The organism is Haemophilus haemolyticus, assembly GCF_003493605.1.
Taxonomy (GTDB): Bacteria; Pseudomonadota; Gammaproteobacteria; order Enterobacterales; family Pasteurellaceae; genus Haemophilus; species Haemophilus haemolyticus_J.
The window spans coordinates 1-12,781 of record NZ_QQKA01000010.1; the positions used below are offsets into that span (position 1 = coordinate 1).

14 protein-coding genes and 1 tRNA gene are annotated in these 12,781 nt (G+C 39.3%); 7 read left to right on the forward strand and 8 right to left on the reverse strand.

Going from position 1 to position 12,781, the window contains the following annotated elements; genetic code table 11:
• The 4 genes from DV424_RS07240 to rpsL all read right to left on the reverse strand — a co-directional run.
• The coding region (locus DV424_RS07240; protein WP_230589789.1) for a GTP-binding protein at positions 1-126 on the reverse strand (126 nt) is incomplete at its 3' end.
• 64 nt (positions 127-190) lie between these two features.
• Positions 191-2,293 carry an elongation factor G gene (gene fusA / locus DV424_RS07245; RefSeq protein WP_005643407.1) on the reverse strand — a complete coding sequence of 701 codons (2,103 nt, stop codon included), beginning with the start codon at positions 2,291-2,293 and terminating at the stop codon, positions 191-193.
• An 83-nt stretch (positions 2,294-2,376) separates the two neighbouring features.
• On the reverse strand, positions 2,377-2,847 hold the full coding sequence (gene rpsG / locus DV424_RS07250; protein ID WP_005626581.1) for a 30S ribosomal protein S7: 471 nt from the start codon (positions 2,845-2,847) through the stop codon (positions 2,377-2,379).
• A 156-nt stretch (positions 2,848-3,003) separates the two neighbouring features.
• Positions 3,004-3,378 carry a 30S ribosomal protein S12 gene (gene rpsL / locus DV424_RS07255; RefSeq protein WP_005543325.1) on the reverse strand — a complete coding sequence of 125 codons (375 nt, stop codon included), beginning with the start codon at positions 3,376-3,378 and terminating at the stop codon, positions 3,004-3,006.
• A gap of 269 nt (positions 3,379-3,647) precedes the next feature.
• Between rpsL and DV424_RS07260 the strand changes: the two genes are divergently transcribed.
• Together DV424_RS07260 and dusA are read left to right on the forward strand one after the other, a co-directional pair.
• Positions 3,648-5,033, forward strand: a complete 1,386-nt coding sequence (locus tag DV424_RS07260; RefSeq protein WP_192880667.1) for a chloride channel protein — start codon at positions 3,648-3,650, stop codon at positions 5,031-5,033.
• A gap of 2 nt (positions 5,034-5,035) precedes the next feature.
• The gene (gene dusA, locus DV424_RS07265) at positions 5,036-6,019 is read left to right on the forward strand and encodes a tRNA dihydrouridine(20/20a) synthase DusA (RefSeq protein WP_118859570.1); all 984 of its coding nucleotides are present in this window, start codon (positions 5,036-5,038) and stop codon (positions 6,017-6,019) included.
• Between the two features lie 46 nt (positions 6,020-6,065).
• On the opposite strand, the gene DV424_RS07270 is transcribed toward dusA, so the two are convergent.
• Both DV424_RS07270 and trpS read right to left on the reverse strand, forming a co-directional pair.
• Entirely contained in the window at positions 6,066-6,356 is a 291-nt protein-coding gene (locus DV424_RS07270) for a YfcZ/YiiS family protein (RefSeq protein ID WP_040034176.1), read from the reverse strand.
• Positions 6,357-6,378: 22 nt separating this feature from the next.
• Positions 6,379-7,383, reverse strand: a complete 1,005-nt coding sequence (gene trpS / locus DV424_RS07275; RefSeq protein WP_105887959.1) for a tryptophan--tRNA ligase — start codon at positions 7,381-7,383, stop codon at positions 6,379-6,381.
• A 128-nt stretch (positions 7,384-7,511) separates the two neighbouring features.
• On the opposite strand from trpS, the gene hflD reads away from it, so the two are divergent.
• From hflD to glmU, 5 genes are all read left to right on the forward strand, one after another.
• Complete coding sequence (gene hflD / locus DV424_RS07280) at positions 7,512-8,129, forward strand: high frequency lysogenization protein HflD (RefSeq protein WP_005638526.1); 618 nt, start codon at positions 7,512-7,514, stop codon at positions 8,127-8,129.
• Positions 8,130-8,151: 22 nt separating this feature from the next.
• Positions 8,152-9,522 carry an adenylosuccinate lyase gene (gene purB, locus DV424_RS07285; RefSeq protein WP_118859571.1) on the forward strand — a complete coding sequence of 457 codons (1,371 nt, stop codon included), beginning with the start codon at positions 8,152-8,154 and terminating at the stop codon, positions 9,520-9,522.
• A 271-nt stretch (positions 9,523-9,793) separates the two neighbouring features.
• On the forward strand, positions 9,794-10,285 hold the full coding sequence (gene rplJ / locus DV424_RS07290) for a 50S ribosomal protein L10 (protein ID WP_005626605.1): 492 nt from the start codon (positions 9,794-9,796) through the stop codon (positions 10,283-10,285).
• Between the two features lie 54 nt (positions 10,286-10,339).
• Positions 10,340-10,711: a 50S ribosomal protein L7/L12 gene (gene rplL / locus DV424_RS07295; protein ID WP_009501111.1), complete on the forward strand. Its 372-nt coding sequence runs from the start codon at positions 10,340-10,342 to the stop codon at positions 10,709-10,711.
• Between the two features lie 158 nt (positions 10,712-10,869).
• A complete protein-coding gene (gene glmU, locus DV424_RS07300) occupies positions 10,870-12,240 on the forward strand; it encodes a bifunctional UDP-N-acetylglucosamine diphosphorylase/glucosamine-1-phosphate N-acetyltransferase GlmU (protein ID WP_118859572.1) in 1,371 nt (456 codons plus the stop codon).
• Between the two features lie 39 nt (positions 12,241-12,279).
• Here glmU and DV424_RS07305 read toward each other — a convergent pair whose 3' ends face one another.
• Together DV424_RS07305 and DV424_RS07310 are read right to left on the reverse strand one after the other, a co-directional pair.
• Entirely contained in the window at positions 12,280-12,591 is a 312-nt protein-coding gene (locus DV424_RS07305; protein WP_118859573.1) for a DUF5389 family protein, read from the reverse strand.
• 96 nt (positions 12,592-12,687) lie between these two features.
• Positions 12,688-12,764, reverse strand: a tRNA-Arg gene (locus DV424_RS07310).
• Between the last annotated feature and the right edge of the window lie 17 nt (positions 12,765-12,781).

Below are 12,781 nucleotides of genomic sequence, written 5' to 3' on the forward strand. Positions count from 1 at the left end.
ACCACCGTAGTGTTTTGCTAATACGGTTGTGATTGCTGCTGTTAAAGTTGTTTTACCGTGGTCAACGTGGCCGATTGTACCCACGTTTACGTGCGGTTTTGTACGTTCAAATTTTTCTTTAGACATTGCTAATGTTTCCTAAGAAGTGCGGTCTAAAACAATCATGTTTTACACCGCTGGTTTACAAAAATTATTTTTTACGCGCTTCAATTACTGCAGCAGCAACACTTGTTGGAGCTTCAGCATATTTTAACGGTTCCATTGAGTATGATGCACGACCTTGAGTTTGTGAACGTAAGTCTGTTGCATAACCGAACATCTCAGAAAGTGGAACTTCTGCATCGATTTTAACAACGAATTCGTTCGCTTCTTGACCGTTAACCATAGCACGACGACGGCTTAAGTCACCAATTACATCACCAACGTATTCAGGTGGAGTTTCAACTTCAACTTTCATAATTGGCTCAAGTAATACTGGGTTTGCTTTTGCGAATGCTGCTTTAAATGCTAAAGATGCAGCAAGTTTAAACGCTAATTCAGATGAGTCAACATCATGGTATGAACCGAAGTGTAAACGTACACCAAGATCAACTACTGGGTAACCAGCTAATGGACCAGATTTAAGTTGTTCTTGAATACCTTTATCAACCGCAGGAATGTATTCACCAGGAATTACACCGCCTTTGATTTCGTTTACAAATTCATAACCCGGACCTTCTGGATCTAATGGATATAAGTCGATAACAACGTGACCATATTGACCGCGACCACCAGATTGTTTTGCGTGTTTACCTTCCACATCATTAACACGAGTGCGGATAGTTTCACGGTAAGATACTTGTGGTTTACCAATGTTTGCTTCCACTTTGAACTCACGTTTCATACGGTCAACGATGATATCTAAGTGTAATTCACCCATACCAGAGATGATGGTTTCACCAGATTCTTCATCAGTGTGAACACGGAATGAAGGGTCTTCTTGTGCTAAACGACCTAATGCTAAGCCCATTTTTTCTTGGTCAGCTTTAGTTTTTGGTTCTACCGCAACAGAGATTACTGGCTCTGGGAATTCCATACGCTCAAGGATAATTGGTGCTTCAATTGCACATAATGTATCACCAGTAGTTACATCTTTTAAGCCGATAGCAGCTGCGATGTCACCTGCACGAACTTCTTTAATTTCTTCACGTTTGTTAGCGTGCATCTGTACGATACGACCAAAACGTTCACGTTTTTGACGTACAGAGTTTAATACTGTATCACCAGAATTAATAACACCAGAATACACACGGAAGAATGTTAAGTTACCTACGAACGGGTCAGTTGCAATTTTAAATGCTAATGAAGAGAATGGTTCTTCATCACTTGCATGACGTTCGCCTTCAGTTTCATCTGGATTGATACCTTTAATAGCTGGAATATCTGTTGGCGCTGGTAAATATTCAACAACGGCATCTAGCATAGCTTGAACACCTTTGTTTTTGAACGCAGAACCACAGGTTACTAAGATAATTTCACTTGCTAATACACGCTGACGTAATGCAGACTTAATTTCTTCTTCAGTTAAGTCTTCACCGCCTAAGTATTTCTCCATTAACTCCTCAGATGCTTCAGCTGCTGCTTCTACAAGGTTTTGACGCCATTCTTCACAGTCCGCTTGCATATTTGCAGGCACATCTTCATAAGTGAAAGTCATACCTTGGTCTGCTTCATTCCAGTTAATCGCTTTCATTTTGATTAGGTCAACGACACCTGTGAAGTTTTCTTCTGCACCAATTGGAAGTTGAAGTGGAACCGCATTAGCACCTAAGCGAGTTTTTAATTGTTCAACAACACGTAAGAAGTTAGCACCAGTACGGTCCATTTTGTTTACGAACGCAATACGCGGAACTTCATATTTGTTAGCTTGACGCCATACGGTTTCAGATTGTGGTTGAACACCACCAACCGCACAGTACACCATTACCGCACCATCAAGAACACGCATAGAACGTTCTACTTCAACAGTAAAGTCCACGTGTCCCGGAGTATCAATAACATTGATACGATGTTGTGGGAATTGTTGTGACATACCAGACCAGAATGCAGTTGTTGCTGCAGAGGTAATGGTGATACCACGCTCTTGTTCTTGTTCCATCCAGTCCATCGTTGCAGCACCATCGTGCACTTCACCGATTTTGTGGCTAACACCAGTATAGAATAAGATACGCTCAGTAGTAGTAGTTTTACCCGCATCAATATGCGCACTGATACCGATATTACGATATCTTTCAATAGGGGTTGTACGAGCCATTATTATAACCTTGTTTATTTAATATCAGTTTATATAAGGGTAAGGCTTCATCAACGATGAAGCCCTTTAAATTCAAAAACTTATTACCAACGGTAGTGAGCAAATGCTTTGTTAGCTTCAGCCATACGGTGAACGTCTTCACGTTTTTTCACTGCTGCACCTTTATTATCTGAAGCATCAGATAATTCGTTTGCAAGGCGTAAAGCCATTGATTTATCACCACGTTTACGTGCTGCTTCAACGATCCAACGCATACCTAATGCGTTACGACGTACAGGGCGCACTTCAACTGGTACTTGGTAAGTAGAACCACCAACACGACGAGATTTAACCTCAACAGTTGGACGTACGTTTTCAAGTGCAACTTCAAACGCTTCTAAAGGCTCTTTACCTGTGCGTTGTGCTAAAGTTTCTAAAGCACCATAAACGATTGATTCAGCAACGGATTTTTTACCGTCTACCATGATTACATTAATAAATTTTGCAAGTAATTCTGAACCGAACTTCGGATCTGGAAGAATCTTGCGTGCTTCAACACTACGACGACGTGGCATTGCGAATTTCTCCGTATTTTAATCTTCAGGATATCCAAAACCCATCAGCAATATTTCTCATTGAGAAAATTTGCAGCGCAAAGCGCTTTTGACTGGAGTTTATGGTTTAAATTGTTTTGCTAATTTAGACGTTTGGCCTTACTTAACGGAGAACCATTAAGCTTTAGGACGTTTAACGCCGTATTTAGAACGACCTTGTTTACGATCTTTAACGCCTGCACAGTCTAATGCACCGCGTACTGTGTGGTAACGCACACCTGGTAAGTCTTTAACACGACCACCACGGATTAATACAACACTGTGTTCTTGAAGGTTGTGACCTTCACCACCAATATAAGAAGTTACTTCAAAACCGTTAGTTAAGCGGATACGACATACTTTACGTAACGCTGAGTTTGGTTTTTTAGGAGTTGTAGTATATACACGGGTACATACACCACGTTTCTGCGGGCAAGCCTCTAATGCAGGAACGTTGCTTTTTACAACCTTTTTCACACGCGGTTTGCGTACTAGCTGGTTGATAGTTGCCATTAAAAAAGCTCCAGTTTAAATGTTATTCAATAATAGAATGTTGTTCAAAAAATCTACTTCCATACAGAAATAGACGGCGAATTTTAATCGTTCTGAGGTTTATTGTCAATAATTAAACAGAGCCAAAGATCCGTGAAAGGATCTTTAGTTGCGTACAAAAAAACTCTTACAAAATTCACCGCACTTTTTATTCAAAATGCCAAACCAATTGCCCCAGCAAAATGACAGTTTTATAATTTCTACTTAATTAGTATTAAATTAATATGATTATGTTACGCTCGCTCAAATTTCACTTACGCTATTTCTTCCATAAAAAGCTACGCCAAACACACAGAATTTCCCACAAAAGTTTAGAATTTATCTGCCTAATTATAGGTGCGACATTTGTCTCACTCTTTTCATTTGGCTTTGCTAAATTGTCCGATCTTGGTCTAGAACTAAACGCTCACTGGTCATCTAAATATCCTATTGCAGTTTGGTTTATGTTACCCCTAGGCATGGCTTGCCTGAGTTGGTTTACGAAAAAATATACTCCCTATGTAGGAGGAAGCGGTATTCCGCAAGTCATTGCATCAATTAATCTTCCTCATAGTAGCTATAAAACCAAATTAGTTGAATTCAACCAAACTATTTGGAAAATTCCTCTTACCTTTCTGGCTATGCTTATCGGTGCCTCTGTTGGGCGTGAAGGTCCATCAGTACAAGTTGGTGCGGCTGTCATGCTTGCATGGGGTAATTATTGTAGAAAACATAATTTAGCGTTTAGAGGATTAAGCACCAATGAATTACTTGCTACAGGTGCAGCGGGTGGGCTTGCTGCTGCCTTTAATGCACCTTTGGCTGGAGTGATATTTGCGATTGAAGAACTTGGACGTGGCGTAATGTTACGTTGGGAACGGCGCGTATTGATGGGGGTATTAGCCGCTGGTTTTATTCTTGTCGCGATTCAAGGAAACAGCCCTTATTTTCCACGTTATCAAGGGGTAACATCTGTTTCTTATCTCTATCTTTGGCTTGCAATTTGTGGGGTGGTTTGTGGCATTCTAGGTGGCATATTCGGACGATTATTAGCAAAAGGTATCGCAGGATTATCACCTGAAAAATGGCGTGGCTGGGTTCGCCAACATCCTATTTGTATTGCTTTATTATTGGGTTTAGCGCTTGCCGCATTCGGCAGTTACACTCGCGGACAAACCTATGGCACTGGCTATGAGGTTGTTGCACGCGTCTTAGAAGGGCAAGCCATAGATCCTGAAATTGGTATCCTTAAACTTTTAGCAACGGTGACCACTTATTGGAATGGTATTGCCGGTGGTATCTTTACCCCATCACTGACAACAGGCGCAGGCATTGGCGCAATGCTATGGGATCTCAGTGGTGGTATGGTCGATCAACGTTTTTTGGTGATTTTATGTATGGCGGCATTTTTAGCTGGCGGCACACAATCACCAGTTACCGCCAGTGTTGTTGTAATGGAAATGACAGGCGCACAACCCGTTCTCATTTGGCTCTTGATTTCCAGCATTATTGCCTCCATAATCTCGCGCCAATTTAGCCCAAAACCATTTTACCACTTTGCTGCAGGCCGTTTTCGCCAGCAAATGCAAGCTCGCCAAGCCGAAGAATTACGCAGCAAAACAGAACAAGAGAAATAAAAATGCCTCAAAATCTACCGCACTTTTACCGCGGCCGTTTTTCTGTTGCGCCAATGTTAGATTGGACAACACGCCATTGTCGTTATTTTCATCGCCAATTTTCAAAGCATGCGTTACTTTACACTGAAATGGTCACCGCACCTGCGATTATTCATGCCAAATACGATCACTTGGATTTTGATTTACAAGAAAATCCCGTTGCGTTACAGTTGGGAGGAAGCGATCCTGAGCAACTCAAACATTGTGCAAAACTTGCTGAGGAACGAGGTTATCACGAAATTAATCTCAATGTAGGATGCCCTTCTGATCGCGTACAAAATGGAATGTTTGGCGCGTGCTTAATGGCGAAAGCAGATTTAGTGGCAGACTGTGTAGCACAAATGCAAAGTGCGGTCAAAATTCCAGTCACTGTGAAAACACGTATTGGTATTGATGAATTAGACAGCTATGAATTTTTATGTGATTTTATTGAAAAAGTTCAAGGAAAAGGTTGCCAAGAGTTTATTATCCATGCACGAAAAGCTTGGCTTTCAGGGTTAAGTCCCAAAGAAAATCGAGAAATTCCGCCATTAGATTATGCTCGTGTGTATCAACTAAAACGTGATTTTCCACATCTAACTATCGCAATTAATGGCGGCATAAAAACCATTGAAGAAATGAAACAACATTTGCAATATGTGGACGGCGTGATGGTTGGGCGAGAGGCCTATCAAAATCCAAGTTTACTTGGGCAAATTGACCAAGCCTTATTTGATCCTAACGCACCAATTGTTACCGCTCATGAAGCGGTACAGTCAATGCTTCCTTATATTGAACAACAACTTAGCCAAGGCATACACCTTAATCATATCGTCCGTCATATGTTAGGTGCATTTCAAAATTGCAAAGGTGCTCGTCAATGGCGACGCTATTTAAGTGAAAATGCGTTTAAACAAGGTGCGGGAGTTGAAGTAATTGAAACCGCCTTAAGCTTTGTAGAACACTAATCACAAAACAAGCCGCAAAAGTGCGGCTTATTTTTAGCTGTTTTTCTTACGCAATACGCATTTGAAAAATCACCAATTCAGCTTGGCAACAGAAAGTGAAATCTGCCTTTAATAAATAACCATCATCCACTTTTGTAATTTCAGATTTAATTTCACAAGGTTCACTTTCTACATCACGCGCTTTCTGAGTAAAAAATGCGAGTGCTTCTTGCGCTTGTTCTTCACTGTCATAAATATATTCAATAACCTGACTACAATCACGATTATCGAAAAGTGATTTCATATCAAATGTGTTACAACCTACACATTCAATCGGTTTTTCAGTTTGAATTGCCATAATATTATCCCTTTTATTCAGATTATTTTGCAGCAACAAAACCCACTGCTTCATACACTTTCGCCAAGGTTTCTTGTGCTTTTGCACGCGCTTTTTCTGCACCTTGTCGTAAGATATTATCTAATAAAGCTTCATCATTACGATATTGATGGAAACGTTCTTGTAAACCAGCAAGTAGGGTTGAGACTTCATCCGCTACAGCTGTTTTTAAATGTCCGTACATTTTACCTTCAAATTCTTTTTCAAGATCAGCAATTGGCTTATCCGTAACCGCAGAAAGAATATCTAAAAGATTGGATACACCCGCTTTATTTTGCACATCATAACGAACAACAGGCGGCTCATCTGAATCTGTTACAGCACGTTTAATTTTCTTCGCCACAGATTTTGGATCTTCCAAAAGTGTCACTACATTGTTGCGGTTATCATCTGATTTTGACATTTTCTTTTCAGGATCTTGCAATGACATAATACGCGCACCTGCTTTTCCAATGAAAATTTCAGGAATGGTGAAAATATTGCCATAAAGCGCATTAAAGCGGTTTGCAATATCACGCGTAATTTCTAAGTGTTGTTTTTGGTCATCGCCAACAGGCACGCTTTTTGCTTGATAAAGTAAAATATCCGCCGCCATTAACACTGGATAATCAAACAAACCCACGTTAATATTTTCTGCATAACGTGCGGATTTATCTTTGAATTGGGTCATTCGGCTCATTTCACCGAAATAGGTGTAGCAGTTTAACACCCAGCTTAATTGTGTGTGTTCTGGAACGTGAGATTGAACAAAAATAGTACTTTTATTTGAATCAATTCCGCATGCCAAATAAAGTGCAAGCACATCAAGCGTTGCTTTACGAAGGGCAACAGGATCTTGACGCACAGTGATCGCATGTAAATCAACTACGCAGAAAATACATTCATAATCCTCTTGCATTTTTACCCAGTTGCGCAACGCGCCCAAATAATTTCCAATAGTTAATTCACCAGAAGGCTGCACGCCACTAAAAACAATTGGTTTTGCCATAATCAATCCTTAATACCTTAAAACTGTTCTCACATCATACCAGAAACTCTAGGCTTTTTTAATGTTCGAGTTCAAAAGCTAGGTTAAAAATGCTATATTTAACGGAAACGTTTTCCTAATATTTTCTAATGAAAAACTACCACGATATTGTTCTTGCCCTTGCTGGAGTGTGCCAATCAGCAAAATTGGTTCATCAACTTGCAACAGAAAGTCGAGCAGATTCAGATACATTTTTAACCGCACTTAATAGCCTTTTCATTACCCAACCACAACGAATCGAAGATGTTTTTGGTGGGGAAGTTCGTCATTTAAAATTAGGTCTAGAAACCTTAATTCATCAGCTCAATGCACAAGGCGATCAAAATTTAACTCGCTATTGGCTAAGCCTTTTGGCATTAGAAGGGAAATTATCGAAAAATCCCGATGCCAAACAAACATTAGGCAATCGAATTTCTCGCCTAAAAGAACAGGAAATTCATTACGCTCGCGATAGTGAAACAATGCTATCTATTATGGCAAATATTTACAGCGACGTTATTAGCCCATTGGGCAAAAAAATTCACATACTAGGTTCGCCTGATTATTTGCGACAAGAACTCGTGCAAAATAAAATTCGTGCAGTGCTACTTGCAGGCATTCGCTCTGCTGTGCTATGGAAACAAATGGGCGGAACAAAATGGCAAATTTTATTTTTCCGCAGAAAATTACTTGCCACCGCAAAACAGATTTATTCTTCTATTTATTAATACAATTCTGGAGCAAACATTTATGCAACTCTCTACACTGACCGCACTTTCCCCTCTTGATGGTCGTTATCAAGATAAAGTAACGCCATTACGCGCTATTTTTAGCGAATTCGGGTTAATGAAATTCCGTGTAGCTGTGGAAGTTCGTTGGTTACAAAAATTAGCTTCAACGGCAGACATTACCGAAGTACCGCCATTTTCTACTCAAGCAAATGCTTTTTTAGATGGAATTGTGGCTAATTTTAATGAAACAGATGCTGCGCGTATTAAAGAAATTGAACGCACAACCAATCACGATGTGAAAGCCGTTGAGTATTTTCTGAAAGAAAAAATTCAAAATGAAGTGGAACTAGTGAATGTTTCCGAATTTATTCACTTCGCTTGCACCTCAGAAGATATTAACAACCTCTCTCACTCATTAATGTTAAGCACCGCTCGTGACGAAGTTATTTTACCAGAATGGCAAAAACTGATTGATGAAATCACTCGTCTTGCAGAAGAATATAAAACGATTCCATTACTTTCTCGCACACATGGTCAGCCAGCTTCACCAAGCACAGTGGGCAAAGAAATGGCGAATGTCGTTTATCGCCTAAAACGTCAATTTAAACAACTTCAGAATGCGGAAATCTTAGGTAAAATCAATGGTGCGGTAGGTAACTACAATGCGCATTTATCGGCATATCCTAATATTGATTGGCATAAATTCAGCGAAGAATTTGTCACTTCATTAGGTATTCAATGGAATCCTTATACCACGCAAATTGAGCCGCACGATTACATCGCTGAATTTTTTGATGCCGTAGTCCGCTTTAATACTATTATCATTGATTTTGATCGGGATTTATGGGGATACATTGCATTAAATCACTTTAAACAACGAACGATTGCAGGCGAAATTGGTTCTTCTACCATGCCACATAAAGTCAATCCAATTGATTTTGAAAACTCAGAGGGCAATCTAGGATTAGCCAATGCAGTGATGACCCATTTAGGTCAAAAATTACCAATTTCTCGCTGGCAGCGTGACTTAACAGATTCAACCGTATTACGTAATTTAGGCGTAGGATTAGGTTATTGTTTGATCGCTTATGCTTCAACACGCAAAGGCATGAGTAAACTTGAAGTAAATCAACCGCACTTATTAGAAGAACTCAATCAAAACTGGGAAGTTTTGGCTGAACCAATTCAAACCGTAATGCGTCGCTACGGAATAGAAAAACCTTACGAAAAATTAAAAGAATTAACGCGAGGTAAACGAGTGACAGAACAGGCTATGCGTGAATTTATTGATAAGTTGGATATTCCACAAGAAGAAAAATTACGTTTACAAAAATTAACACCCACTACTTATATTGGGGCTGCAGTGGAATTAGTAGAGAAGCTATCATAGGAATTTGGCTCTTTTTTCAACAATATTCTTTACAAGAACATAGCTTTTCTCTATAATCCTGCGCCTGTGTTAGTCAATCTAACAAATTTCTGGTTGGTGCTTGACCTATTCAAGCCCCATCCAAGACCGTAGGGGAGTAATCTTAATTATCCTACGTAGATGGTGAACAGAATAAGAATTTTTCTTGCTTCTGGGCGCCGAAGTCATCCTAGTCTTAGGATTAGGTAAATTAATTCCGAGTAATCGGAGTGTATTCAGGAGCTAAAAGCCAATGGCATTAAATCTTCAAGACAAACAAGCAATTGTTGCTGAAGTAAATGAAGCAGCCAAAGGTGCACTTTCAGCAGTAATCGCGGACTCTCGCGGTGTAACTGTTGAGAAAATGACTGAATTACGTAAATCAGCACGTGAAGCTGGCGTTACAATGCGTGTAGTTCGTAATACTTTATTACGTCGCGCAGTTGAAGGCACAGATTACGAATGCTTAAAAGATACGTTTGTAGGTCCAACACTTATCGCGTTCTCTAACGAACATCCGGGCGCAGCTGCTCGTTTGTTCAAAGAGTTTGCTAAAGCAAACGATAAGTTTGAAATTAAAGGTGCAGCCTTTGAAGGTAAAATCCAAGATGTTGAATTCTTGGCAACATTACCAACTTACGAAGAAGCGATTGCACGTTTAATGGGCACAATGAAAGAAGCTGCAGCAGGCAAACTTGCTCGCACCTTCGCGGCATTACGCGACAAATTACAAGAAGCTGCTTAATCATTAAGCGTTTCTTACTTCATCTAACTTTATTTATTTTAGGAATTGATTGTTATGTCATTAACTAACGAACAAATCATTGAAGCGATTGCTTCAAAAACTGTAACTGAAATCGTTGAATTAATCGCAGCGATGGAAGAAAAATTCGGTGTTTCAGCAGCGGCAGCAGTAGCAGCAGCTCCAGCAGCAGGCGGCGCAGCGGCAGCAGAAGAAAAAACTGAATTCGACGTAATTCTTGCAGCAGCTGGTGCTAACAAAGTAGCAGTAATCAAAGCAGTACGTGGTGCAACTGGTTTAGGCTTAAAAGAAGCTAAAGATTTAGTTGAATCTGCTCCAGCAGCATTAAAAGAAGGTGTTTCTAAAGAAGAAGCTGAAGCACTTAAGAAAGAATTAGAAGAAGCTGGTGCACAAGTAGAAATTAAATAATTTCTCTTTTAACCACTTTAAAATTCAGAAAACCGATGGGAAGCCATCGGTTTTTTCCTATCTAAAAAGCCATAACTTCCTTAATTTAAAAACTTATCATCTTCTCCTTTCTACGATAAAATATCTCCCATTATTATTGATAAATAAAGAGAAAATCTATGACTACAAAAGCATTAAGTGCGGTAATTTTAGCAGCTGGAAAAGGAACGCGCATGTATTCCGATTTACCTAAAGTTCTACATACAATAGCTGGTAAACCAATGGTAAAACATGTAATTGATACTGCTCATCAATTAGGCGCAGAAAATATTCATTTAATCTATGGCCATGGTGGAGACTTAATGCGTTCCCATCTTGCAAATGAACAAGTAAATTGGGTATTACAAACAGAACAACTTGGCACAGCACATGCAGTTCAACAAGCGGCACCTTTCTTTAAAGATAACGAAAATATTGTTGTACTTTACGGCGATGCACCATTAATAACTAAAGAAACATTAGAAAAATTAATTGAAGCGAAACCAGAAAATGGCATTGCATTACTTACCGTAAATTTAGATAACCCAACAGGCTATGGACGAATTATCCGTGAAAATGGGAATGTTGTGGCAATTGTAGAACAAAAAGATGCAAATGCAGATCAACTAAATATTAAAGAAGTAAATACTGGTGTTATGGTATCCGATGGCGCAAGTTTCAAAAAATGGCTAGCTCGTGTAGGCAATAATAATGCTCAAGGCGAATATTACTTAACGGATCTTATTGCTCTCGCAAACCAAGATAATTGCCAAGTTGTTGCGGTACAAGCAACAGATGTCATGGAAGTTGAAGGTGCAAATAATCGCTTACAATTAGCCGCACTTGAACGTTATTTCCAAAATAAACAATCCTCCAAATTATTACTTGAAGGCGTAATGATCTACGATCCAGCTCGTTTTGACCTACGTGGAACATTAGAGCATGGAAAAGATGTGGAAATCGACGTTAATGTTATTATCGAAGGTAGTGTTAAACTCGGCGATCGCGTAAAAATTGGCGCAGGTTGCGTATTGAAAAATGTTGTTATTGGCAATGATGTAGAAATAAAACCCTATTCAGTACTAGAGGATGCTGTAGTGGGAGAAAAATCCGCAATTGGTCCATTTTCTCGTTTACGCCCAGGTGCAGAACTCGCAGCTGAAACGCATGTCGGTAACTTTGTAGAAATTAAAAAATCTACCGTTGGTAAAGGTTCTAAAGTAAATCACCTGACCTATGTTGGCGATTCAGAAATCGGCTCAAATTGTAATATTGGTGCGGGTGTCATCACCTGTAACTACGATGGCGCAAATAAATTTAAAACGATCATCGGTGATGATGTGTTTGTTGGATCGGATACACAATTAGTCGCGCCAGTAAAAGTCGCAAATGGCGCAACTATTGGTGCTGGGACAACAATTACACGCGATGTAGGTGAAAATGAATTAGTGATTACACGAGTTCCTCAACGCCATATTCAAGATTGGCAACGACCAACAAAGAAAAAATAAAATAGCATAAAAAAATCCTACGTTTTATCGTAGGATTTTTTATAAACCGATTTTACAAATCGTAATTAAAGCTATATAAAAAATGACCGCACTTAATACCAATAATTTAAAAGCCAATTTTGGTTTTCTCTGATGTAGGCGATATAACATTCGAGCTACCACCGCAAGAATAATAGGATAAATCCAAAAAAATATTGAGAATAAATTAACTTGCCAAGTTTCTAAGTTTGAATTTTTCTCAAATGTAGTGGAAAGCAACAGCGCCATCGGACATAACAATACTGGGGCACAAAAAATAGCTAATCCCCAAGAAAATAAACTAAAGCCATGAGGCAAAGATTGTCTTGTCATAATTTAAAATTTTACAAATAAAAGATAATTACAATATAGCAAATACTGTGATTATTAGAAAGTAAGTGGAAATCAATAGACTTGAATAAAATGAAATGGCGCACCCGAAAGGATTCGAACCTTTGACCGCTCGGTTCGTAGCCGAGTACTCTATCCAGCTGAGCTACGGGTGCGTAGATGATGCTTTAAT